The organism is Methylobacter luteus IMV-B-3098, from assembly GCF_000427625.1.
Taxonomy (GTDB): domain Bacteria; phylum Pseudomonadota; class Gammaproteobacteria; order Methylococcales; family Methylomonadaceae; genus Methylobacter; species Methylobacter luteus.
Map to the genome: position 1 here is coordinate 3,874,521 of NZ_KE386569.1, position 24,843 is coordinate 3,899,363.

The following is a 24,843-nucleotide window of genomic DNA, read 5'->3' on the forward strand; positions in this document are numbered from 1 at the left end:
CGGAAATATCCGGGTTTCTCACCATAATTTACAAGCTTTTATTACCATTTTTTGAGGGCTTACATTCATGCCGCATTTTGAAAACAGCTTTAACCCAAACACTGATGTCATTTACGGAACAGGACTCTGGATTCATATTTATCTCTACAATTATTATTTCAGATGGCCGTACGGGTACCCCGAGATCAGGAAAGACGACCTGAGATTAAGCGTGAAGTTTCCAAAGGGAGAATACGAGTCGCAGATGGCTGCCGCGCATGATAGATACGGGCTCAACGTCATAAACCTGTATAACGAGCCAATTACCCCAAAAAGCTTCAATGTCAGCAACGACAAAAAAGTGGGCAAGCCGAATTTCGGACAGGTAAACCAAAAAGATAAAACCACGGAAAAATTAGCCCAAGATTATTTTGACAGCCTTGTAGACTGCAAGCATTACGGGCCCGAGTCAGTCGAGGGGCAGATCACTGAACGCCTGATACGGTCTTTGAAAAAATATCAGGATAGCAACTCATTGAATTTTAGTCAGAATCTATCGGGCAGAGGGTCGAAGAAGGTTGCGTTTGATCTTTATGATGTATGCATCAGGCGATCCTGCAAATTTGGAATATATTATTTCACGGGCATCAAGAGTGCGAAATTGCATTATATTCTCGATGAGATGGATATTGGTGCCATAGTGAATAAAAGCACAATGAAAAATGAAACGACTCAAAAGAGCAAGGTTCCAATTTGCACCTCGGAAGTCCGCTATATTTTTCGCCACTGGAATTCCTTGCGAAACGGTTCGGTATATTTTTATCTAGACTTCCAGTTGTGCCCCTCTCCTTGGGAACATGACAAATGGAAGCAGCATTTTCCGGATTGGGCTAGATATGCAGAGTCCCGGGTCCAAAAATACCGCAAGCAGATACTGGCCGGTATGAATAACCTTGCGATTCTAAATAGATTTGATGAGTGTTCAGATGCTTTTACTCAATCGCCGAATGCTATGAATGCAAAGAAGGTAATCAACGCTTTCCATGATTTACCCGTTAATTTGGTGAACAGCCCATCCGATGATACGGCCAAGATCTAGCCGATTATGGATAAACATAAGCGCTCCTATACTGATATTCTCAAGAAATAAATGTCGGCAAGCTTCCATTGATGGTTCAATAGCGTCCCGAAGTCATGCTGCAGAATTCAAAACGGATTAGCGTTATTACGCAAGCCGGGATGGTTGATAGGCAGAATGTGACCAACCATGCATTTTCTTTTCCAGCGGAATACTTGAGCAGGACGGGGTTTATAACCCCGTCCTGAATGTTTCGAAACCGTTCTCCGGTGGTAATTACAATTCTAAAGGATGAGGTTTCCCACCGGCGCAATGTTTGCGATGCTCGATATCCGCGCGGAAACTCCGGAAATCGAGAAATTCACTATTGGGAATGAAGCGCTTCGGGATCGGCTATGTTTCGACCGCTGCGACGGGGGGGATGCCTCATCGCGCTCGAAGCAGCTGATTGACTTACTCTCCCTGCCATCACTATGCCTGTTTTGGCATCTTGTCGTCGGGCAGGACTATAAGTGGCATCAACCTGGGAAGTGCAAGTCAGGAATCTAAGCAATAAGCCATAATCCATAGTGTGCTATCAAGATTAACTATAATTCACCGAACTAAGCAACCAGTAAATCTGGTCAGGTAGATGCGAGAATTGGAATATTATGAACCGCAATAAACGACGGCTTGCAGCCAAGCAAAGCAAGCGGCAAAAACAGGCCAATCCGGGCAGCGCCTTACCATCGGCGATCAGCCTGCATCAAAAGGGGCAGCTGGGCGAGGCCGAGAAAATCTATCGGTCGATTCTGGCAAGGCAGCCGGATAATCCCGACGCGCTGCATTTCCTCGGCGTGCTGCTGCATCAGACCGGCCAAAGCGACAAGGCCATCGCCAGCGTTAATCAGGCGCTCCGAATCAATCCATCCTACCTGGACGCCTGCAATAATCTGGGCAATATCTATAAAGAGACAGGCGACATGCAAAAGGCGGCCGAGACGTATCGAAAGGTGATTGACATGGCGCCCGACCATGCCGGTGCCTGCAACAATCTGGGTGTGGTGCTCAGAAATTTGGGCGCATACGAGGAATCGGTGCGCGCATTGCTGAAAGCCGCCGAGCTAAGCCCGGACAATGCCGATGTTTTCCAGAATCTCGGCAATAGCTATCAGGAGCAGGACGAATACGACAAGGCGGCCGTTGCCTACCAGCAAGCCATTGCCATAAAACCGCACCACAAATACGCCTATGAGAGTTTATGGCGGATGATGTTAAAAACGGGCCAGCCCGATCAAGCCATGGATGTTTTGCGACGCTGGATCCAGGCTGACCCGGAAAATCCGATTGCCAGGCACCATTTTTCCGCCTGTATGGGCGAAAATATTCCCGACCGGGCTTCACAGGCTTACATACAGGACATCTTCGATAAGTTTGCGGCCAGCTTCGACACAGTGCTGAACAGGCTCGATTATCGGGCGCCCGAGTTGGTCACGCAGGCCGTATCCGTTCTGTTCCCCGACCCCCGACCAGCCCTCAGGATGCTGGACGCAGGCTGCGGAACCGGACTGTGCGGACCTTTGTTGCGGCCTTATGCCCGCATGCTGGTCGGGGTTGACCTGTCTTCCGGCATGCTGAACAAAGCCAGGGGGCGTAACCTCTATGACGACCTGGTCGAAGCCGATCTGGTGGACTATTTAAGCCGATACGAAGCCGCTTTCGATGTGATCGTCTCCGCTGATACACTGGTTTACTTTGGCGAGCTCGGCCCTTTTCTACAGGCTGCCGCGCGTGCTCTGGCTTCAGCGGGCTGCCTGGTTTTTACTGTGGAAAAAAGCGACGAAAACAGCGGCAACGGCTTTAAATTGAACCCTCATGGCCGTTATGCGCATACGCATGAGTATATAAAGACTACCTTGACGGCGTGGGGCTTCGATATGCGTGCGGCGGACACGGTTGTGCTGCGCAAGGAGGCCGGTCAACCCGTGACTGGCTTGCTGGTGACGGCGACCTTAAAATAAACGCCGCTCATCACATACCCGGGGAGTCGCTATTTTTGCGAAAGCCTGTTTAGGGGCATCCCAGCCCCAGCAAGGGGTCGAAACTTAGGCCCCCCACATGACTTGACGCCGTTTCGCGATGCCTTTTTTCATTGGAAAGCCCCTTGAATTGTTGCGCTCATTGGCATGAAGCAGCGCATTATGTTTTATTATTATCGTGCGGGATGAAATATCGGTCACCGCTTGTTTTTGAAGCTAACCGGTCATTCTCCAATTTATCCGATCCATGTTTATAGGGAAAGCCTGTAACCCGCTAATGAAAGAGAGCAGATTCAACCTTATATCCGTTCCATGAAAATGCGCCATTACCTATGGGTATCCGCCATGCTGTTAAGCTCATGCGCGACGCCTTCCGAGCGTTTTGCCCAGGCGGCAAGCGCCTTGGGTCTTAAGGAGCTGACGCTCAGAACCGACCGGTTCGCGCACCGGATCTATCACCGTGCCGGCATCAGCAAAAACACAGCGGATAAGACGCTGCACGTTTATCTGGACGGCGACGGCTCGCCTTGGCTGCAGAAGCGCTGGATCGCGGACGATCCAACTTCGCGCAATCCAATAATACTGAAGCTGATAGCGCAGGATAGCGCGCCTTCCATTCTGCTGGGCCGGCCCTGCTATCACGGTTTCAGTCATACTGAACCCTGCCATAATAAATTCTGGACATCGCACCGCTATTCGGCGCCAGTCGTTGAAAGCATGGCGTCGGCCCTGGTCCAATGGCTTGAAACGGCTGATTTTAATGAGATCGCGCTGATCGGCTACAGCGGCGGCGGCACGCTGGCAGTGCTCATCGCACCTTACATCGATAAAGTCAAAACCGTCGTGACGGTGGCGGCCAACCTTGATGTCAAGTCCTGGAGCGAACTGCACGGCTATATGCCAATCAGTGGTTCGTTAAACCCGGTATCCGGTCCCTTGCTGCCATCCTCCATCAGGCAGTTTCATTTTACCGGCGGCAAGGATGATAACGTGCCGCCGTTCATTACCGATGCCTTCGTCAAATCCCGCAACGGCGGGCAGGCTATTGTCTATAGCGATTTCGACCATCAATGCTGCTGGGCCGAAGCGTGGCCTTCGATACTTGAAAAAATCCAGTCGTGTTGCGCCAGCGAGGGGCTTTCCGGGTTCGGCAGACTGTACGATCAATGAACACCGTCCCAGAAAGTTGTCTGATCGGCTTGGCCGCCGCTTTCAAAAGGGCATCAGCTGTCAGAACAGGAGGGACGGCGTTGTCTTTTTGTGCATGTAGGCATAATTGACAACGATTTTCCAGCTCTCGCCGGCACCGAAGTTAATAGAATCCCAGGCGGCAATCTTAGAGATCTCGGTATTGCCTTCGATGAAGGAATAATAGCCAATGCTGTCGTCGTCAATCAGCATCAGCCTGCCGAAAGCCTGTAGCGACGGCGAGTGATTGCTGGCCGGGTCAAGAAACAGGTTGCTGGCGATATATTGGGGCGATTCGTCAAATATGATCAGCCCATCGCTGCGCATGATCCAGACATTCCTGGGATGAGCCTCGGATTTGGAACCAAGCGGAAAAAAATCAGGCAGCACTCTTTCCGGGTACAGGCGGGCTTCGAGGCAATAGACAATAGGGCTGTCTTGCGGCACGGGCACGCGATAGCTCAGCATCAGTCGCTCGTTTTCTATCTGGACGATAGGTTCCTTATGCTGTTGAACATAATTGCCGCCGTCTTTGCTAAAAACATTCGGGATTTCGGACGCTTTCCGAAGCGAGAAAGATTCGAATGTCGGATACCGGCTGTGCAGTTGAGCAAGCAGTTGCCGCGTCGCATCCGAATCCGGCCCGTCGATTTGAGCCGCGACCTGATTAAGGTCCGAGAGCAAGCGGCTGGTTCCGGCCGAGATGGCATGAGCTATCGCCCGCGCCTGCTGTTGCGATTGCTCGCCGAAAGCCGTCACCATGACCAGGGATTCCTCAGCTTGTATTTTGGCCTGTTCCATCTGTCGGGCATAATAAACCGAAAAGCCCGCCCCGCCGATGACAGTTATCGCCAGCAAACCGGCCATAACGATCATGGATTTGTTTTGTGACACAAAACGGCGCAGCAACTCCTGTTTCGAATAGGCATAGGTATTCACCATGCGCCCCTCCCGGAAGGCTTTCAATTGGCCAGCCAGTTCGCCGGCATTGGCGAATCGTTCGTCAGCCTTCTTGTGCATGGCTTTCTCGCAGATGGCGACCAGTTCGGGCGGCGCGGTTGGGTTGATCTTTTTTGCCGAAGGGGATGCCTTGCCGGCCTCGATCTGCTTCTGGATGTCGGGCAACGGGCCGCGATAAGGCAGTTCGCCGGTGATTATCCGGTACAGAATGACACCAAGGCTATAGACATCACTGGCCTTGCCGTCAATGCCTTTGAATTGTTCAGGCGCCATATAAGCCGGCGTTCCCAGGACTTCGGACGTCGTAGTGTCGCTCAGCGTGTGGCGCTGGTGCGTCAGAACTTCGCGATAGAAATGGGTGTTATCGTCATCATCGAGAATCTGCGCCAGGCCCCAGTCGAGAATAATCGTTTCGCCAAAGCTGCCGCCAATGATATTGCCGGGTTTCAGGTCCCGATGAATAACGCCTTTGGAATGGGCGTAGGCCACTGTGTCGCAAACATCGATCAGGATATTCAGCAACTTGATGCGCCGCGCGAATGCCATCCCGACTTCCGTTTGCGCGCACTTTCTGAGCGATTGCTCCAGTGTTTCGCCTTTGACGTAGCGCATGACGTAATAAGGCCTGCCGTCGCTGCGTCGGCCCAGTTCATAGACCGGCACGATGCCCGGATGCTCGAGTTTGCCCGTGATCTTGGCTTCGTGTACGAACGAATTGGTTACCTCGCCATGGATTGCGCTGTCGGAGGCGAATTCATCCAGCAGCTCCTTCACTGCCACTCGTCTGCCGATCGTTTCGTCATAAGCCAGATGCACGCGTCCGACGCCGCCCTGATCGATCAGATCCAGGATCGTCAGATGACCGGGAAATCCGGCGTTGTTCTGCCGCGCTTTTTTTGCGGCGATAGCCGGATTTTCCGGACGTAGTCTCGTCACGTCATCGTCGGGGCGTAAAGTCTCCGAAACGGGCGTATGGGCGTCCATGGTATCTGTCCTGGTTATGATTTAAGGATGGGATTGTCCGGGGCAGAGCGCCTAGCGCCAGCTTCCTTCAAGCCCGGCCAGAGGCGCGGCCACCGATTGAAACCGCAACAGGCGGGCGCAATTGCGGTTGCGGTAACTCAACAGCGGCATGATGCCACGCTCGAGCACCGCTTCCGCCGTCGATTCGGGCAGATACCATTCCGCGCAGGCCTGCATGTGGATTTCGCCGTCCCGCTTATAACTGTAGGCGGGCAGGTCATCGACAATCAAGCGCTGGCCGGGCGACATCGACCAGCCGGCGTCCTGAAAGCTTTCCGCCAACAGTCTTGCGCAGGCGAAAGCGGGGTTTCCCCACAGAAAGGCCGCATGCTCGTCCGGCTCCGCCAGCTCTTCAAATTCAAAACCGTCGATCGGATCGGTTTTTTTGCCGTAAGGCAGGCGCAACAGGATTCGCGGCAGCGTCAGGCCCAGCCATTTTGCATAAGAACTTTCGCGTAGCGCCTGCCATGCAGGCATATCATGCCATGCGGAGGCAGGGGAGGATTGGGGCGGCGAACCGCACCCCAAAAGACTGTTGTCAGCGGCGGCCAGAAAAGGCGCACCGGTGCGGGCGGCGATAGCGCCCATGGCCGCCAGCGTCTGCATGTCCCGCGGGGCGGCCGCGAAAGCATAATCGCCCACCAATACCGACCACGACGGGCCGATGCCTTGTCCGGTCAGTAATTGGTAAACGGCCGATGTTTCCAGCTTCTCGCCGGCGCTCATAAGATCCTGCGCCAATTCAGTCTGCGACATGTCGAGCAGATACAGTTGCAGCGATTCGCCCGTTTCAAGGCGCGAAACCAGCTCATAAGCGGACCGCCACAGCGCTTCCAGAGCCTGGAAGTCTGGATGATGCAGCAAGGAGCGCATCAGTGCGCCAGTGGCCCGATCGACTTCGGCAATCAGTTCGGGCTGGCGCGGGTCGGTTTTCTCAACGATATGGGGCGCGATCATGTCCTTGAACAGCCGCTCCAATGTGGTCTGCTGCCGCGTTTCCTGCGCAGGCGCTTTTCCGAGCAGCCGCTCAAACAATGCCTTTTGCTCATCAGCCTCTGCCGCCTCGACAGATCGCCCGGCGTCATCGGCTGCGTTGACTGCCTGCATGATTTGCGCCGACGCCTGCTCAAAAGTCGCGGAATTTCGCAGTTCTTGTCGCAATTGGCGCAGGCGTTGAAAATCAGCCAGTTCCTTATAAAATCGATCGGGGTGAAAATCGTCGAGGCAGCGGAAACCGATTTCGGCTTCCATGTCCCGTAAATTCAGCCGGGGACTCAGCCGGGACATGACGTCATCAAAATTATCGATATCAACGGCGATTATTTTTCGGTTTTTCAGTGCGTCATCCGGATGACGGTGACCACTGAAACCGCCCATCATCAGTATGCGCATGGGCGAATCCCCGGACGCAGCCATCTTGCCTGGGGCAGTACTGAAACGGAAACCGGACTTTAGCTGTTCGGGCATGATGGGCTCCTTAAAGCGATGGGAAATTAGCGGACTTGCTTAAGATAGTTCGATGTTCGCGTCTGTGCAAGTTTCCGGTCGAGCTTGTGTTCAGGAATCGTTTTGTATAGTCGGATGCAATTTGATAGTATCGACAGCATTTATGTTTACACGGGAATACGCTGGACTATGGCCACACAAGATACACGATTTGGTTCCGTTACTTCACCGTTAGGCCGCAATGTATTGCTTTTCAGCCGCATGAAAGGCTACGAGGAAATGGGCAGGCTTTTCGAATATGAAATAGATCTTCTCAGTGAAGAAAAACAGATAGATGCCACAAAAATTCTCGGCCAGGCCATGACGCTTGCCGTGGAGTTACCGGCCGGAGGCATTCGTTATTACAGTGGTTTCGTGACGCAGTTCCGGCATCATGGCACGCAGGGCGAGTTTTATCTTTACCGCGCAGTGCTCCGCCCGTGGCTCTGGTTTCTGACGCGCACCGCCAATTGCCGGATTTTTCAGGATATGTCTGTTCCGGACATTATCAAAAAGGTGTTTGACCTGAACCACTTCAGTGACCTTAAAGTTGAATTGAACGGCAGTTACAAGCCCCGCGGGTACTGCGTGCAATACCGGGAGAGCGATTTCAATTTCGTCAGTCGCCTCATGGAAGACGAGGGCATTCATTATTTTTTCAAGCACGAGCAGGACAAGCATACCTTGATAATCGCCGATGCGATCAGCGCTTACCAGACCATTGCCGATTACGCGGAGATTCCCTATTTCCCGCCCGAAAATACCGGCCGACGGTCACGGGACCATATTTTCGAGTGGCATAACCACCACGAAGTGCAACCAGGCAGTTATGTGCTGAATGATTTTGATTTCGAGAAACCGAAATCCAATCTCCTGGCCAAATTTACCGGCAACAATTCGCACGCCCATGCCAGCGGCGAATTTTACGATTATCCGGGCGGCTACACGGAATCCGCCGCCGGCGAGAACTATGCCAATGTCCGGCTGGATGAGCTTCAGACCAATTACCGGATCATTCACGGCAAGGGCAATGCCCGGGGACTGGCGGCCGGCATGCTCTTTACCCTGAAAGATCACTACAGCGCACAGGAGAACGCCAAGCATGTAGTGGTGTCGACCGATTTCCTGATCGAGTCCAACCAATACCGTAGTGACGGTGCGCCGGCGGAACTGCTGTATGATTGCGGCTTTACGGCCATCCGATCGGAACAACAGTTTCGGCCGCGGCGGATCACGCCCGTGCCGTTCGTGCAGGGGCCGCAGACGGCCATTGTGGTCGGCAAGGCCGGCGAGGAAATCTGGACCGATAAATACGGCCGCGTGAAGGTGCAGTTCCACTGGGACCGGGAAGGCGGGAACGATGAAAACAGCTCCTGCTGGGTTCGGGTATCGTTCCCGACCGCCGGCAAGAACTGGGGCTGGATCTCGCTGCCGCGCATAGGCCAGGAAGTGATCGTCAGTTTCCTTGAAGGCAACCCCGACAAGCCCATCATAACCGGCAGAGTCTACAATGCCGATCAGATGCCGCCTTACGAGTTGCCGGCCAACCAGACCCAGAGCGGCATCAAGACGCGCAGCAGCAAGGAAGGCACCGCCGAGAACTTCAACGAAATCCGGTTCGAGGACAAAAAGGATGCCGAAGAAGTTTACGTGCATGCGGAAAAGAATTTCAACTGCGTCATCGAAAACAACGAAACGCGCAAAATCGGCCTGAGCAAGAAGGATAAAGGCGATCAGATTATCGAAATCCAGAATGACAGAACCGTGACCCTGAATGAAGGCAACGATACGCTGACTGTTAAGCTGGGAAAGCGCGAAACCAATGTCGATACCGGTGATAACCTGCTGAACGTTAAACAGGGCAATCGCGTAACGACGATCGATCAGGGCAATGATACGAAAAGCGTCAAAATGGGCGACCATTCGGTCAAGGTCGATGTGGGCAAGAGCACGATTGAAGCGATGACATCGATCGAACTGAAAGTCGGCGGCAACAGCATCAAGATTGATCAATCCGGCATTACGATCAAAGGCATCATGGTGACGGTTCAGGGCGATGCGAAACTGGACGCCAAAAGCCCCATGACCACGGTCAACGGCGACGGCATGCTGACGCTGAAAGGCGGCATCACCATGATCAATTAGTGTGGGTTCAAACATGATAGAGATGAATTTCGCCAAAATAAAACAGTCGACAGCCTCCGCCATTTGTAATCTGGTCGAGCTCGATGAGCAAGCAATGCAATTGTTGCAGGATGATGCAGCGCCTGCGCAATATCTTCAGCAATTGATTGAAAAAGAGTTTTATCCTGATGCCGTGCGTTTTCTGGCCGTTGCCTTACCCAAACGGGAAGCTATATGGTGGGCTTGTTTATGTGTCCGCCATACCTTGGGCGAATCGCCTTCTCTGGCGGACGTTAAGGCCGTTGAAATGGCTGAAGCCTGGGTTTACAGGCCGACAGAAGAAAATCGGCAGCCAACCCTGCTGGCAGCCGAGGCCACTCAATTTAAAACCCCTGCCGGTTGGGCGGCCGTAGCTGTATTTTGGAGCGGTGGCAGTATTTCCCCTGCGAAGGGCGTCATCGTTCCGCCCGCCGATGAGTTAACCGGCAAGGCCGTCATCGGCGCTGTCATGCTAGCGGCGGCGCGAAGTGGAGTGGACAAAATCAAAGCCAATTACCAGCTTTTTTTGAAACAAGGCATCCACATAGCCAACGGTGGTGATGGTAGAGCAGTGCAATGATTTCTGCAAAGATAAACAAACCGAGGTAAGTCAATGGGGCAACCAGCCGCTAGAATCGCTGATTTGCATGTCTGCCCAATGGTTAATCCCGGGCCAGTGCCTCATGTGGGAGGCCCTGTCACCATGGGACAGCCGACAGTATTGATTGGGAATATGCCTGCAGCCAGGGTTGGCGACATGGCTGTCTGCGTGGGTCCTCCCGATACCATTGTAAAGGGCTCGGCTACTGTCATGATCGGCAATATGCCGGCGGCCAGGCTGGGGGATTCGACTGCACATGGAGGGGTTATTGTTGCCGGTTATCCAACTGTGTTGATTGGCGGATGAAAAAGCGCTCACCAGACTTCGGCTAGCGGATTATCTATGAAAGCCTGACCTGAAAATCAGCGGAATCTGGCAAGAGCGAGCACGGCAAATAGCAGGATCGGTGATTTAACTATATGGAAATGCACCCTTATGTATGAGTGTTTGCTCTGCTGCTGAGCTCATGTGCGACGCCTTCCGAGCGTTTTGCCTATACGGCAAGCGCTATGGTTTTGAAGAACTAACGATCAGAAGCGATAGATTCGCGCATCAAATCTATCGTCGTGCCGTTATCAGCAAAAACACAACGAATAAAACATAGCACGTTTATCTGGACGGTGATGGCATCCCTTGGCAACAGAAGCGATGGATCGCGGATGACCCAACTTCGCGCAATCCAATAATACTGAAGCTGATAGCGCAGGATAGCGCGCCTTCCATTCTGCTGGGCCGGCCCTGCTATCACGGTTTCAGTCATACTGAGCCTTGCGATATACCTACGATGCGAACAACTGGCTGCCCTACACGCTGAGCTACAGCTACCAATACAGCCCGGCCGGCAAAAAGACCCGGCTGGTCTGGGCCGACGGCACGGAAATCGACTACGGTTACAGCGCTCATGGCGAGCTGGAAAGCGTAGCCATTCCCGGCGAGGGCATCCTCAGCGTCAGTCAGTTCAACTGGATGGCGCCGGCCTCGGTCATCCTGCCCGGCGGCTCGGTGCAGAACAAGACCTACGATGGCCTGCTGAACCTGGAAGGCCTCAAGGTCAAAAACCCCGGCCAGCAGACGCTGCTGGACCTGGCCAACCGTTATGGCCAGCGCCAGGAGCTGATCTCGCGCACGCGCAGCGATACGGCAGCCGGCGTTACCGGCACGGTGTCGGGCAGCTTCAGCTACGACGACGAACTGCGGCTCACGCAGTCCAGCACCGATGCCGGCAATGGGCAAGACACCGAAACCTTCACGCTGAACGCGGTCGGCAATCGTACCGAGCATAGCCGCGTGCTGGGCGACTGGAACTATGACGCCAACAACCGCCTGACCGACAAAGGCCTGCTGCTGGATGCGGTCAGTTATGACTATGACGATTCCGGCAACCTGATCCGCAAGAGCGAAATCGGTCAAGTGCGGCAGTACGGCTACGACACCCAGAACCGCCTGATCGAGGTCAAGGACGGCAGCGGCAACTTGATTGCCCGCTACGGCTACGACCTGTTTGACCGCCGGATCTGGAAGGAGCAGTATCGGGACCGGAGCGGCAATACATTGGCTCAGGCTAGGCGCAGTTATTATCTGTATGCCGATGAAGGGCTGATCGCGGAAAGCCGGCAGGATATCACGCTCGACGCCAACGAGTCGGTGTCTGCAAACGCCGAGCCCGCCATCGCCAGCCAATACGCCCCGCGTCCCGATGCCGAATTCACTACCGGCCTGCTGTTCGTGAAAACGAAAAACAGCAATGGCGATGATACCGTGGCCTATTACCATCATGATCATCTGGAGACGCCGATACAGGCGACGGACAAGAATGGCAATGTGGTCTGGTCGGCGCAGTACAATGTCTTTGGGCGGGCGACGATCACGACGCCGGCGGCGACTCTAGACAGGCCGACGATCAGTTCGGATTTGAGGCTGCCGGGGCAGGTCGAGGACGCGGAGACGGGGCTGCATTATAACTGGCATCGGTATTATGAGCCGGGGCTGGGGCGGTATGTGACGGCGGATCCGATTGGGCTTTTGGATGGTGTCAACAGGTATGCCTATGTCAGAGGGAATCCAGCTAATTGGAGTGATCCATCAGGATTGTTTGAAGTGAAAGGTGGTGGACCTAATCCATCAAATTATTCTTCATTTGAAGAATATTACAATGCGAGAAAGGAATATGTGCAATCTCCCGCTGGGCAACGTGAAAAATTGCTAAATGATCTTGGTAAATCATTGCAAGATAAGATAAACAAATGCAATAGGAATAAAGAGTATTTGCAGAAAATATTTGATAATTGGGTTGTTTATGTCGATCCACATATTGATGATCCACTTAAGAGAGGGAAGAATGCAGCCGATACTTTATATAGCTCTCAAACAACACAATTTAATTTTTGGTTTTTCAACTCAACGGACGGAAGAACACATACTTTTTATCATGAATTTCGTCATCTAATGGAAGCAAATAATTCTTTTTATAAGCAAGATCCAAATTACGTACGAGACAGATTATCTGGGAATGCAACTACACACCCTGGCGAAATAGATGCTGACAATTGGGCATCTAATTTTATTAATGGAGACTGTGGATGTTAGCTAAGAAAAAGATTTTATTTTTAGTTAAATTTCTTTTAGTTCAGGGATTACTTTCAAATGCTTATGCTCAGCAATGGTTTTATGTAGATCCGATAAAACCATCAGACTCTTTTAGCATACAAATTAATCCTAATACTTTTGGGATTAACGATGTCCTTATTGAAGCGGTAATTTGTGATAGAAAAAGCAAATATATTTGTATTGAAGCACCTGGATTTTCTTTCCATGTCCCCAAAAACCTTTCGAGTTCATTAAATAGCTGGCGTATAAATGAAATTGAATATATATCTCATCTAAACAAACGGTTACAGATTTTTGGTTTAAAAGATCAAATATTCTTGATCGATAAGAAAGAAGGAAATAATACTATTAGATTCTTATTCTCAAAAAAACGAGGATTAATTGGTATTGGTGGATTTTCTGCAAAAAGTTCAAGTATTTTTTTATTAGATATTTATTGTGGCTTTGGTGCTTCTGGACAATGTATTGATACTTTAAAGTAATGGCCGTACGGTGGATCAATCTTATGGTGGATTTGCCTTGGCAATCCACCGACAAACGGAGCCTTGAAACCGTCATGTTCCGCAATATTACTGGCCTGCTTGAAATGGCGGTTTGCTGCGCGAAACCGCCCTACGCTTTTCCATATTGATTTGATGACAGGGAGGTTTTATGCCGAATTATCGGAGGGTTTTTGTGCCGGGCGGTTGTTATTTCTTTACGGTCAATTTGCTGGAACGCAAACGGACTCTGTTGACCGACCATATCGATCTGTTACGCGATTCCGTCCGCACGGTGCGCCGGTTGCATCCCTTTTATATTGATGCCTGGGTGGTTTTGCCGGATCACATGCACTGCGTCTTGACTCTGCCGCCTGATACCGATGATTACCCGCTTCGTTGGCGCTTGATAAAACTGCTGTTTTCCAAAGGTCTGCCAGCGACCGAACGCTTATCGGCAGTCCGTAAACGACGCAGCGAGCGGGGCATTTGGCAGAGACGCTATTGGGAGCATATGATCCGTGACGAACGGGATTATGCCCGCCATATCGATTACATCCATGTTAATCCGTTAAAACACGGTTATGTGAAACAGGTTGCCGATTGGCCGTATTCGACATTCCACCGTTATGTTGCGGATGGGCTATTATTTACAGATTGGTGCGGCATCCCTGATGATTTGCCGACAGCGGCGGAATGATATGACCGTAAGAGAGATGAATCGTAAGGTGGATTTGCCTTGGCAATCCACCACAAACGGAGCCTTGAAACCGTCATGTTCCACGATATTACTGGCCTGTTCGAAATGGCGGTTTGCTGCGCGAAACCGCCCTACGCTACTATGGGGGATGGTAAGGATTCCTTCGTAAATGAGTAACATCTTAATCAGGTATGCTTCAATTTAATAGACTGAATGTAGACCGATCTTTGCACTTTGTAAAGGTAGGGAACGGCCATGGCCTGACAGCCAGCCAATTGACTCGACCGTCTCATTCCGCAAATAAACCTGCCGCTTGGGAAGGCTCGAAATGAAATCGTGTCTGACCCCTTTTCTCGCATAGGTCTGGATATGCGGCAGAGCATTCCCGGCTTCGGAATCGTCACGCAACCGCTGCGCCGCAACATGACCTACAGCCCTGTAGATAATCTGGTCGATATATTGATGAATTTCGCCAATGACGCTTGGCGAGATGACGCGGCAGAGGAGTTGGCGAATTCGCCTGATCAATTTCGTGCCGAAAAAGCTCTAATTTCAGCCATAGAGTCGCCAAAATTAGACGATTCCTTGCGTAGAACGTGTGCGGAGTCTCTCGCGACTATTTGGATTAGAGCGGGTTATGTACCTGTTGAAGAAATGTCTAGGTTGACCGGCGTTCCTCGCATTGTGGTGGAGGCATTCCTTCGTGAGGCGCATTTATTACCATGATCGTATGGAGGATGAATCGTAGGGTGGATTTGCCTTGGCAATCCACCAACAAACGGAGCCTTAGCGGACACTCGGTTAAGAGAGGAATCTCTGGACCCGAGGTCAACAATGAAAAACAAAAAAGAATCAACTGCGCCTGCTGTTCGTAGTCAATATACAGCCCCGTTTAAAGAACAGGCGTTGGAACGCGATGGTATCCCCAGGGTAGCTCAGGATTTAGGGCTTTCCCAATCGATGGGGTATTCATGGCGAACCAAACGCCGTCAAACGGGGCAGTCGTGCGAAGATCAGACGCTTCAACACGCTGAAATAGCGCGGCTCAAACGAGAAAATGTCCGTCTTGAAGAGGAAGTGGCTTGCCTAAACAAGGCGGCCGCGTATTTATGCCCTCTGGGTACTTCGCGAAACCACCCAAATGAATGAAGTCCGCCATGATCAGGGCTCACGAAAATCAATTCCCCACGGCTATGCTGTGCCGCATGGCATCGGTTTCACGTAGTGGCTCACCGCTGGAGACACCGACCGATTTCCGATAGAAATCAGGCTAATCAAAGGCTGGCTAAAGCCATTAAACGCATTTTTGATAATGATCCCGGGGCGAACCTCCACGGCATACTCGCTGACCAAAGAGCGCTGGCTCGTTTACGCTTCATGCCACAGCGCCTGTGTCTCTGGACAGTTTTTTCTCTTCTCTTCTATGAAGCATTCTTTCAAATGCTTTCGGTGACAGCGGCTTTGAGAAGAAATAACCTTGACCGAAATCGCATCCCATCTGTTTCAGTAACATGTATTGATCCTGGGTCTCCACTCCTTCCGCGATCACCTTGATGCCAAGTTTATGTGCCATTTCGATTATCGTCTCGCACAGCGCCATGTCATAAATATCCACAGCAAGATTGCGTATGAAGGACTGGTCAATCTTGATGTAATCAATGTCGAATTTCTTAAGATACGATAACGATGAATATCCTGTTCCAAAATCGTCAAGCGCCACCGATATTCCGTTATTCTTGAAAGTCAGTAGTTGGCTGCTGATTCGATCTTTAGTCTCCATCAGCAAACCCTCAGTGATTTCAATCACGATGGCTTGCGTGGGCAAGGCTAATGCCTTCAGGTGATCGAACCAACTGGAGTGATTGTCGAAATCGCCCATGAACTGTACCGGCGACTTGTTGACGCTGATCTGGAACTCTGGATGATAGTTTGCCCGCAGGCGAACTGCCTGCGCGGCTGCCTGATAAAACACCCAGTTACCGACCTGGATGATCATTCCGGTGGCTTCAGCGATCGAGATGAAGTCCGCGGGACTGACTAGTCCAAGCGTGGGGTGCTGCCACCGGAGCAACGCCTCTGCTTTGCGGATATTACCTGTGGCCAGATCTACGATGGGCTGGTAATACACTCTCAATTGATGATCCGACAGCGCAGTATGCATATCATTGGCCAGCCGCATCCGGGCATTTACAGTCTCTTGCATCACGGGCAGGTAATAGTGAAAGCGATTCCTGCCCTCGCTCTTGGCCGCATACATCGCCTGGTCAGCGAATCTCAGCAGAGTCGCCTCATCCGTGGCATCATCCGGATATAAGGCGACCCCGATGCTGGCCGAGATGTAGATCATCTCGCTCCCCAGTCTGAACGGTACGGCTAGTTTGGCCAATAGACTGTCAGCAATACGCTCTATGCAATCGATACCGTTTAGTTCACTGAGAATAATCACGAATTCATCGCCACCAAAACGCCCCACGGTATCAGACTCGCGTACACAGCTTTCCATGCGCTGGGCAGCTTCCTTAAGCAGGATATCGCCTATCTCGTGTCCCAGGCTGTCGTTGACTTCCTTAAATCGGTCGAGGTCGATGAAGAGCAGCGCCAAAGGCAATGCCACTCGATGGACCTTCCTGATCGCTCGCTCCAGGCGATCATGGAGCATGTGGCGATTAGGCAGGCCGGTAAGTCCATCGTAGTTCGCTTGATGCCAGACAAGCTCCTCATTCTTTTTCTTTGCGGTAATGTCCGAGAAGAGTGCCACTCGACGATGAACGGAACCATCGGCGTGATAAATAGTGCTGATGGAAAGCCATTCCACGTAGCACTCTCCGTTCTTACGGCGGTTCCAGACCTCGCCTTGCCATCTGCCAGTACTGTTGAGTTCCTCCCACATGGTCTCATAGAATGCCTTGTCATGGCGGTCCGATCTGAGCAGACCAGGATTCTTGCCAATAACTTCCTGCGCTGTGTAACCCGTTATTTCCGTATAGGCAGGATTGATAGCAATGATGCGGTTGTTTGCATCCGTCACCTGTATCGCTTCACTACTGGACTGATAGACCAGCGCAGCAAGTTTCATGTCTTCTTCGGCCTGTTTACGTTCGGTCACATCTTCCAACATGGTGATGGTAAAGGATGGCTTGCCCTGAATATCACGCACTAATGCCGTGGTGGCCCGAACCCAAATTACTTCGTTATCTTTACGCAAGTAACGTGTATTTTCCTGTTGGTATGAATCTCCATTGCCTTGCAGTAACCTCCTGTGTGACTCGACGACGCTATCCATGTCATCAGGGTGGATTATTTGCCGGAAAGGGATGCTCAGCAGTTCTGCTTCACTGTAGCCGAAGATTTTTTGTAGCGCCCGATTGCTCTGCATGCTCTTGCACGCCAGATCACATATCAGCATGCCGATCGGGGCCTCATCGAATACCTTCATGAATTGCTCTTGGCTCTGACACAGCGCGTTTTCCAGCATCTGGTGCTCGGTAATATCCTGCGTTGTGCCAATCCCGCCGATCAGCTGCCCATTTGGGTCGAAATGGAGCTCTGCATGCTCTCTCACCCATTTCAGCTGGCCATTAGCGATCAAGCGATGCGTGATGTCGTAAGGCTGGCCTTGCAAGGCCGCCCGCCAGCGGTGATCGACGAATGCCCGATCATCGGGATGTATGCAGTGGAGAAACGTTTCATACGTTACGGGAGTCCCTGGCTGCACGCCAAAAATCCGGTAGTTTTCCTCAGACCAGCTCAATACATTGCTGCGCACGTCCATCAGCCAGCTGCCGACACTCGCCACCGCCTGGGCTCGATTGAGGTTAGCTTCCGTTTCGCGCAGTTTGTCATTCGCTAGATGATCCGCCTTGGTTCTTGCCCACCACTGCCAGATCAATGCCGCAAAGAATACGATTAACAGCATGGAAAGACTGACGGCGAGCCATCGCAGACGATGACTGTGCTGCAATACTTCGTCGGTGTCCATCTTGACTACCATGCTCCAGGGTATATTGGGAACCGGTAAAGTGTAGGCCAGTACCGGCTTGTCGCGATAGTCATTGGCTTCCAATGAGCCATACTGCCCCATAATGGCCGAAATGGCTGGCCAAGCCGGAGAACTGGCCTTGTTGCTCAGAGGAATGCGCAGCGTGAGGGCAGTGTTCTTCCTGTGACGCAGTTCATTAAGAAACTGCACTTCGTTTCCATACTGGGTGACAAGCAGGGTTTCGGCCGTTTCGCTCTCCACTGGCCAGGATTGGAGCAAGTCGAACAGGTAATCGGAATAACTACGCATCACGACTATGCCTAGGACGCCTGTTTTGTCTTGGTTAAGAATGGGGACGAAGATATCCAGCACGGCCTTTCCCGGCGCGTTCGGGTCAGCGGCATAAAGGCTCACGACCGAAGCGCGGTCATGCATCGCTTGCAGCGCATTGGTTTGTCCTTTAGTGGTTAATCCGCCGTTTTGGCCGATGGCTAGTCGGACATTCAGATCATTCGTCCGAGTGTCCAGTACCAGAATAGATCTGTACCGATAAGCTCTGGCAATGGAATTGATAGTCTGTTGAAACGCGAGAGGCGGGTGACTGCCTGACTCAATCAACCAGTTCGGTGCGGCACGCAACAAATCCGATATGACCGCTGCGTCCGCCTCGCGCTCGGCGAGATACGAGCGGATCTGGCGGACCTTGAGCAGACCGATGCTGGCCAGCGTTCCCTGCATGTCTGCCTTTTCGCGATTTTCAACCCATTTATTTATCGCCAATGCTCCCCCGATAACCAGGCATGAACATAACAAAAATAACGGCAAGGGTCGCAAATGCAACCGGCGAACGGTAGAGAGCAATTGAGCGAGGTTCGTCATATGCTTTGGCTTTGGTAAAGTCTAGTGAGGGAGCGATGCTGTGTCCTGTCTTTAATTGGGCACATTTTCGGCTTCTTCGGCGCATGTCTGTCGTCTTGTAGCCAACAGACAACAAATTCCTATTAGCAGAAAGAAGATATTGAGGTTGTAAAGCGCCATCAAACTATACGGTGATGGCAATGCTCTACCGGCTTTAAAAAATATAAGAGCACCTGTCTGAAAGCAGTTCTCGCATTGAAAGTCGGGGAGATCTGTTTGAATGGGCGGAAATTCAGGCTGGAAATGGATAGTGATTGCGCTTTTATCGACCTAAAACAGCCCAGTGGGAAATATTTTTGCAAAATAAAAAGCATTATTTTTTTATTATTAATTAGTACTAATTAATTATTAATTATTTACGTGAATAGGTTCTCATTTTTTTTGTGAAACAGTTCGCATTTTTACATGAACCCTGAACTTCCTTAATCTAACCTCAGTTCAGTTTAAGAATTTGGACAAAAGATCACTGATGCACTCTGGAGACAAAGGCCGGGCTAACTTGATAGATCGCGCTGACTTAGGATTTGGCTAAAAATGACTTCCCAAAATCTGAATCTTGCATAAGATGCGCTGAGCGCAGTGAAGCGCATCAATCGCGAACGAGGCGCAGGTCTTCTGAATGAGGGCAGGGCATTTTCTGGTATGTCTGTTATCGACAAAACTCAATTTCAGCAATATCAGTTGATTTCAAGTAACGGGTAAGTGCTCTAACTCATTAGGAAACCTTTACTACAAGCGTTTCAACTGTAGTGGTCTAATTTTGATGGACACCGTTATAGGAGGAAAATACCCTACCTAAACGGAGAAAATGATGACTCAAAAACGTAGAAAATTCGATGCCTGCTTCAAGCTTAAAGTCGTGCAATTGATCAAAGATCAAGGCCTGAGCGTCAGCCAGGTTTGCCAGGATATGAATCTGAGCGAGACGGCCGTCAGGCGCTGGCTAAGACAGGTGGATGCGGAACTGGCTGGCAAGACGGATATCGGCAAGCCATTGACCGCCGAGCAGCAACGCATTCGTCAGTTGGAAGCTGAGAACCGGCAACTGCGGCTGGACAACGATATATTAAAAAAAGCCTCGGCCTTCTTTGCCCGGGAACTGAAGTGAGCTATCGGCTGGTTCATCAGTTGCAACAGAAGGCCGTTCCGGTTCAGCATAGCTGCCGGGTCCTGGACGTCAGCCGTTCCGGCTATTATGCCGCTCAATATCGTGCCCGGCGGCCGGCAGCGGTCTGCGCTACGACGGTACAGTTACAAAGCGTGTTCGAAGCGAATGGGCGTTGTTACGGCAGTCGGCGTCTACAGGGCGCCTTAAACGCTCATGGTATTCGGATCGGCCGCTACCGGGTGCGCCGCTTGATGCGGGATCATCAGCTCAAGCCGGTGTGGAAGCGCAAGTTTGTCCATACCACCGACAGCCGGCATAATCTGCCTGTGTTCGACAATGTGCTCAATCGCCAGTTTGAACCGGCCGCACCGAATCGGGCCTGGGTGGCGGACATCACGTATGTTCGCACACGGAGCGGCTGGCTATACCTGGCCGCCGTACTGGACTTGTATGCGCGCAAAATCGTAGGCTGGGCCATGGCACCCAACATGCCGGCGGAACTGGTGTGTTCGGCCTTGCAGATGGCTATCTGTCAGCGCCAGCCGCCGCCGGGCCTGATTGTCCATTCCGACCGGGGTAGCCAGTATGCCAGCCAGGATTATCGGGACTTATTGGCTCGATACGGCTTGCAAGGCAGCATGAGTCGTCGGGGTAATTGCTGGGATAACAGTGTCATGGAGCGTTTCTTTCTGAACCTGAAAATGGAACGGGTTTGGCGGCAGGATTATGCGAATCACGAAGAAGCCATGCGCGATGTTACCGACTATATCGTCAATTTTTACAACAGCCGGCGATTGCACTCCAAGCTGGGCTATCTGTCGCCCAACGACTATGAGCGAAAAATGACAGAAAAACAACCTATTCAGGTGTCCGAAAAAACTTGACCACTACACAACATCACGTTTAGCCTAATTCCAGTCAACTCACACCGTTTTACTTACAAAAGTCGGCAGCATAACCGGGTCTGCCACTCAAATAGTCAGCATGGCAGAGTCATTAAGCGCTTAGTCGCTGCGGGATGGCTCTGGCCTGGTTGTTTGAGGCGGCGCAGGCAAATTAGGAGGTGGCGGCGCAAGCCACTCCTGCTGAGTACCGTACGTTAACCCGCCCGGCACAGGAACTCGATGTTTTTTACTGTACATGCATTGGATGTAACTGATGTCATAATCTTGTTGACCTTCTTCCTTGGAATCGGGCTCCTTTTGCGATTCAGTAATTTGCTCATAGGCAAGGCGCCTGCACATCAGATCGTCATTATGGAACTGATCATAATTTTTACCGGTGCCTGGCAGTACCAAAATACTCGGACCGCTTGGCATCGTCGAGCATGCGCTGAGCACGAAAACGGAAATCAGGATTATCAGAATCTGTGGCATTGGGCACGCCTCCGTTAAGGAACAATTTTTTGCCAGCTAGTTGAGCAATTTCTGACATAAGGATAGTAACCGGCTGGTTTGGTGCAGTAATACCAATAGCCGGGCTCCTGCCCGACGGGTTGAGGCTCAATTTTCACCCAGCCTGCCGGACATTCTTTCACATGGGGATAGTATCCCTCGGGATTTGAGCAATAGCTCCAGCTGTTCGATTCGAGTGGCTGGATTCTAGGTACAGTCCCTTGTTCTATATAAACAGGAGGATTGACTGTTGCGGAATAATAAGGAGGAATTGAATAGTAAGGCCAGTAATAATAGGGTGGCCAGAAAAAAGGGTACTCTACGAAAAAGCCAACTCCACGGGATACTCTAGCATGCCCTGGTCCAATATAGCCCCCTCTGCGAGCGCCCCCATAGCCACCGCTAGATCTGCCACTGTAGATCCCCCCAAAACCTCCACCTCTATAGCCCCTGCCAGAACTTCTCCGGTAATCGCCACTATATCCGTCCCTGTAGATCCCTCCAAAACCCCCGCCTCTATAGCCTCCACCAGAACTTCCCCGGTCACCTCCACCAACACTACCCCCATGCCCCCCGCCAAAACTGCCACCTCGAATTCCGCCAATACCACCTCCCTGAACGCCACCTTTGCTTTTGCTCTGGGCCATGGCGCTTTCGCTAGTTAATAAAGCAATAAGGATCATCAGCACAACTGATAGTCTTCTGAATATCATGGTCATTCCTCATCTGGCGAATCGAGCCGAAGAGAGCTGAGTCGACTTTAACCCAGTGTATTTTTTACATTACCTCATCTTCGACTTCAACGCGATCGTCCCGCCATCCACGGCAAATGTGCCATGCCCAAGGTGATGGATGGTTTTTGACGCTCTAACCAACATAGCTCATTGACATGACGCCCTGGTCAGCCAACCCGATAAATCGCCAACATCCATTAAAACACCATCAGGACCTAGATAATAAACATGATTGTCGCTGGCTGAAACGCCTACATAAGAGTTTGTTTGGCTGTAATAGCGATAGGTATATGGCGATTGAAATTGTGATGTTGCCCCAGCTGGCGAGAATAAGTTCGAGTAATTAATTTCCGCCCAATTCAGAAGGCACTCTACTTCACTGCGTAAAGCGGAATCCCGCGTAAATTTGCCGATCGAGTTTAATGTACAGGAAAAGGGTATGCCGGAGTCCACACCTTCAAGCCGTCCCGTGCCGCTTAAAGTAAACTGATTCGGAGCATTTACCGCGCCTGAAGCGGTAAAGCTGTTTTCAGAAAGCGTTAAGTCGCTAACGGGAGGGGTAAGTACGCCGGAAAGAGTCACCATATTGCCTCTTATCTGGCCGGCTCTTTTGATTGCATCGGGACCGGGCCCCGTGTAGCTGATACTGCAGCCATCCTGCAGAATATCGATTGTTCCCGTGTCGCTGATGGGGTCAGTAAAAGCCTCTCCTTCAGACTCACAGGTAAAAGTGCCATTTTCCGAATAATTCCATCTGCCGGCGATATTAACGCATTGTGTCCCAGCCGGACCTTGAGACATGATCTCCGGCTTCGTTTTACCCTTATTAAGGTCCGAGAGGTCGACTTGATTGCCAGTTCCTCCGCCGATGCCATAGATTTTTGTCGGGGCGGAATCCACACCGGCTGAGACAAAGAGCAGACAGGCCACCATATATAGTGAAAACGATTTTTTCATTTTCTTTCTCCTCTTTTGATCAGTCTCAATTCTTGAGCCGAAATTAGAGATTTACTGTAAGAGTTACGCAAGCCGCATGGTTAGGGAAGCATTTCGGAATTGTCGAACCAGATAGTCCTCCAGTGAGCGCCGTTCCAAGTTGATAAACGGTATGGCTGAACCTTGAGTCGAACCCAGGCTGGAAAAGCACAGGCAACATAATTGCGCTGAATGAAGATAGTGCGTCAATGTGGAATTGATCGGGTCACCAATTGGCATTTGCGGTAATGCGGGCAATCCACTAGGCTTCTTTTTCATACCCCTCTGACACCGCGCGCGCGCTCAAGTGCCTTATTAACTCAAAGAGCCTTCGAAAGGGCTCTGTTCCAAGGTGAGATGGCGTGTGGTGAAGCCGAACGCATCACCGGATTGAAGGGATGCAGCGTAACGCTTGGTAAGGCCGCGGCCTGTCAGGGCATCGGCCTTGCATGAAGGGCTAGGCCGCGCCGCCCAGAAGAACGGTAGTGGCATAGGCGGCATACAGCGCAAGTAACAATATACCGCGCCAACGCCCCATAAAACCGTTGCGAGGCGGATAAACAAATGTAAGGGCCATTACACCAAAGACTAAGGTAACTACGACTTCGCGCAAAGGAACCGTGATGGGATGGATGATGGCAGCCACGGATACGATAAATATCCCATTGTATATATTGCTGCCCAACACCGTTCCCAACCCAACCTCATCATGGCCGCGAAGCTTGGAAATGAGGGTCGTTGCAAGCTCGGGAACAGAGGTGCCAATCGCGACAATGGTTGCACCGATGATGAACTCATCGATACCAAATGAAATAGCAATTTCTTGGGCGCCCGTAACGATTAGTTTCCCCGCGGCTATCAGGAATACCAAGCCCGCCACGAATGAAATTACCACCAGCCACGTTTTGCCCTCCCCAAGAACATCTTCTGTAAAGCTACGCTGCCGCTTCGCCTCAATAACTGCCGCCGCGAGCCATGCAATAAACAGGCACAGCATCAATATCCCATTGCTTCTTGAGAGTTCACCGTCCAGAAATAACAAGCCCGTCATTATGGGGATCAGCAAAGCGACGGGAAGATCTCGTTTTACGCTATCGCGTGGGCTGTGAATTCCGGAAATTACCAAGGCGAGCCCAAGGATAAGCGCAATATTTACGACATTGCTGCCAAGCGCATCTCCGAGGGCAATCTGAGGCTCCCCTGCCAATGCGGAACTTATTGAAACTGACAATTCCGGGCTCGAAGTAGCGAACGCCGCAACGGTAGCGCCAATAATTCCTGGTGAGATCCTAGCCAAGCTAGCCAGCCCGACTGTTCCGCGAACAAAAAGCTCGCCGCCTATACCAGCACATATAACGCCCAGCAGAAGGGCAAGGTATTCGTTCATGAGCACATCATTAGCTAACGGCCTAACAATTTAATCCGGATCCGGATGCAAAACAGCCTCGAATCTT

General features: G+C 51.4%; 20 protein-coding genes. 12 read left to right on the forward strand and 8 right to left on the reverse strand.

Annotated elements, in window-relative coordinates; translation table 11 throughout:
* The first annotated feature begins 67 nt into the window (after positions 1–67).
* The 3 genes from METLU_RS0120510 to METLU_RS25965 all read left to right on the forward strand — a co-directional run bounded on the left by METLU_RS0120510 (position 68) and on the right by METLU_RS25965 (position 4,245).
* On the forward strand, positions 68–1,078 hold the full coding sequence (locus METLU_RS0120510) for a hypothetical protein (protein WP_027159867.1): 1,011 nt from the start codon (positions 68–70) through the stop codon (positions 1,076–1,078).
* A gap of 629 nt (positions 1,079–1,707) precedes the next feature.
* Positions 1,708–3,057, forward strand: coding sequence for a tetratricopeptide repeat protein (locus METLU_RS25960; RefSeq protein WP_051300034.1), 1,350 nt, complete (start codon positions 1,708–1,710; stop codon positions 3,055–3,057).
* Positions 3,058–3,420: 363 nt separating this feature from the next.
* Complete coding sequence (locus METLU_RS25965; protein WP_231383661.1) at positions 3,421–4,245, forward strand: alpha/beta hydrolase family protein; 825 nt, start codon at positions 3,421–3,423, stop codon at positions 4,243–4,245.
* Between the two features lie 60 nt (positions 4,246–4,305).
* Here the strand turns inward: METLU_RS25965 and METLU_RS0120530 are convergent, their stop codons facing one another.
* Both METLU_RS0120530 and METLU_RS0120535 read right to left on the reverse strand, forming a co-directional pair.
* Complete coding sequence (locus METLU_RS0120530; RefSeq protein WP_027159869.1) at positions 4,306–6,207, reverse strand: serine/threonine-protein kinase; 1,902 nt, start codon at positions 6,205–6,207, stop codon at positions 4,306–4,308.
* A gap of 51 nt (positions 6,208–6,258) precedes the next feature.
* The gene (locus tag METLU_RS0120535) at positions 6,259–7,713 is read right to left on the reverse strand and encodes a type VI secretion system contractile sheath domain-containing protein (RefSeq protein ID WP_027159870.1); all 1,455 of its coding nucleotides are present in this window, start codon (positions 7,711–7,713) and stop codon (positions 6,259–6,261) included.
* Positions 7,714–7,881: 168 nt separating this feature from the next.
* Between METLU_RS0120535 and METLU_RS0120540 the strand changes: the two genes are divergently transcribed.
* From METLU_RS0120540 to METLU_RS0120550, 3 genes are all read left to right on the forward strand, one after another.
* The gene (locus METLU_RS0120540) at positions 7,882–9,876 is read left to right on the forward strand and encodes a type VI secretion system Vgr family protein (RefSeq protein ID WP_027159871.1); all 1,995 of its coding nucleotides are present in this window, start codon (positions 7,882–7,884) and stop codon (positions 9,874–9,876) included.
* 13 nt (positions 9,877–9,889) lie between these two features.
* Positions 9,890–10,474 (forward strand): DUF6931 family protein, encoded by a 585-nt coding sequence (locus METLU_RS0120545; RefSeq protein ID WP_036243341.1) that lies wholly within the window; start codon positions 9,890–9,892, stop codon positions 10,472–10,474.
* Positions 10,475–10,552: 78 nt separating this feature from the next.
* Positions 10,553–10,801 (forward strand): PAAR domain-containing protein, encoded by a 249-nt coding sequence (locus tag METLU_RS0120550; RefSeq protein ID WP_331271291.1) that lies wholly within the window; start codon positions 10,553–10,555, stop codon positions 10,799–10,801.
* A gap of 217 nt (positions 10,802–11,018) precedes the next feature.
* Here the strand turns inward: METLU_RS0120550 and METLU_RS0120555 are convergent, their stop codons facing one another.
* Positions 11,019–11,255 (reverse strand): hypothetical protein, encoded by a 237-nt coding sequence (locus tag METLU_RS0120555; RefSeq protein ID WP_027159874.1) that lies wholly within the window; start codon positions 11,253–11,255, stop codon positions 11,019–11,021.
* Positions 11,256–11,263: 8 nt separating this feature from the next.
* Here METLU_RS0120555 and METLU_RS0120560 point away from each other — a divergent pair, with 8 nt between their 5' ends.
* From METLU_RS0120560 to METLU_RS25970, 5 genes are all read left to right on the forward strand, one after another.
* Positions 11,264–13,081, forward strand: a complete 1,818-nt coding sequence (locus tag METLU_RS0120560) for an RHS repeat-associated core domain-containing protein (RefSeq protein ID WP_027159875.1) — start codon at positions 11,264–11,266, stop codon at positions 13,079–13,081.
* Positions 13,075–13,584, forward strand: a complete 510-nt coding sequence (locus METLU_RS0120565) for a hypothetical protein (protein WP_027159876.1) — start codon at positions 13,075–13,077, stop codon at positions 13,582–13,584. The genes METLU_RS0120560 and METLU_RS0120565 overlap by 7 nt, the downstream gene beginning before the upstream one ends.
* A 169-nt stretch (positions 13,585–13,753) precedes the next feature.
* Complete coding sequence (locus METLU_RS0120575) at positions 13,754–14,281, forward strand: REP-associated tyrosine transposase (RefSeq protein ID WP_027159877.1); 528 nt, start codon at positions 13,754–13,756, stop codon at positions 14,279–14,281.
* Positions 14,282–14,650: 369 nt separating this feature from the next.
* Positions 14,651–15,007 carry a hypothetical protein gene (locus METLU_RS0120580; RefSeq protein WP_027159878.1) on the forward strand — a complete coding sequence of 119 codons (357 nt, stop codon included), beginning with the start codon at positions 14,651–14,653 and terminating at the stop codon, positions 15,005–15,007.
* Positions 15,008–15,115: 108 nt separating this feature from the next.
* Entirely contained in the window at positions 15,116–15,430 is a 315-nt protein-coding gene (locus tag METLU_RS25970) for a transposase (RefSeq protein WP_051300036.1), read from the forward strand.
* Positions 15,431–15,656: 226 nt separating this feature from the next.
* Here METLU_RS25970 and METLU_RS26920 read toward each other — a convergent pair whose 3' ends face one another.
* Positions 15,657–19,040: a bifunctional diguanylate cyclase/phosphodiesterase gene (locus METLU_RS26920; RefSeq protein WP_196806572.1), complete on the reverse strand. Its 3,384-nt coding sequence runs from the start codon at positions 19,038–19,040 to the stop codon at positions 15,657–15,659.
* 949 nt (positions 19,041–19,989) lie between these two features.
* On the opposite strand from METLU_RS26920, the gene METLU_RS0120600 reads away from it, so the two are divergent.
* Positions 19,990–21,170, forward strand: a protein-coding gene (locus METLU_RS0120600; RefSeq protein WP_231383713.1) for an IS3 family transposase whose coding sequence is annotated in 2 segments (ribosomal slippage) — positions 19,990–20,257 and positions 20,257–21,170 — 1,182 coding nt in all. Because the reading frame shifts where the segments join, the coding sequence is not laid out codon by codon here.
* A gap of 120 nt (positions 21,171–21,290) precedes the next feature.
* On the opposite strand, the gene METLU_RS25980 is transcribed toward METLU_RS0120600, so the two are convergent.
* The 4 genes from METLU_RS25980 to METLU_RS0120620 form a co-directional block, all read right to left on the reverse strand.
* Positions 21,291–21,662, reverse strand: coding sequence for a glycine zipper family protein (locus METLU_RS25980; RefSeq protein WP_051300040.1), 372 nt, complete (start codon positions 21,660–21,662; stop codon positions 21,291–21,293).
* A gap of 337 nt (positions 21,663–21,999) precedes the next feature.
* Positions 22,000–22,284 (reverse strand): hypothetical protein, encoded by a 285-nt coding sequence (locus METLU_RS0120610; RefSeq protein WP_155920646.1) that lies wholly within the window; start codon positions 22,282–22,284, stop codon positions 22,000–22,002.
* A gap of 277 nt (positions 22,285–22,561) precedes the next feature.
* Positions 22,562–23,371: a hypothetical protein gene (locus METLU_RS0120615; protein ID WP_027159882.1), complete on the reverse strand. Its 810-nt coding sequence runs from the start codon at positions 23,369–23,371 to the stop codon at positions 22,562–22,564.
* A gap of 475 nt (positions 23,372–23,846) precedes the next feature.
* Positions 23,847–24,776 carry a calcium/sodium antiporter gene (locus tag METLU_RS0120620; RefSeq protein ID WP_027159883.1) on the reverse strand — a complete coding sequence of 310 codons (930 nt, stop codon included), beginning with the start codon at positions 24,774–24,776 and terminating at the stop codon, positions 23,847–23,849.
* Positions 24,777–24,843: the final 67 nt, after the last annotated feature.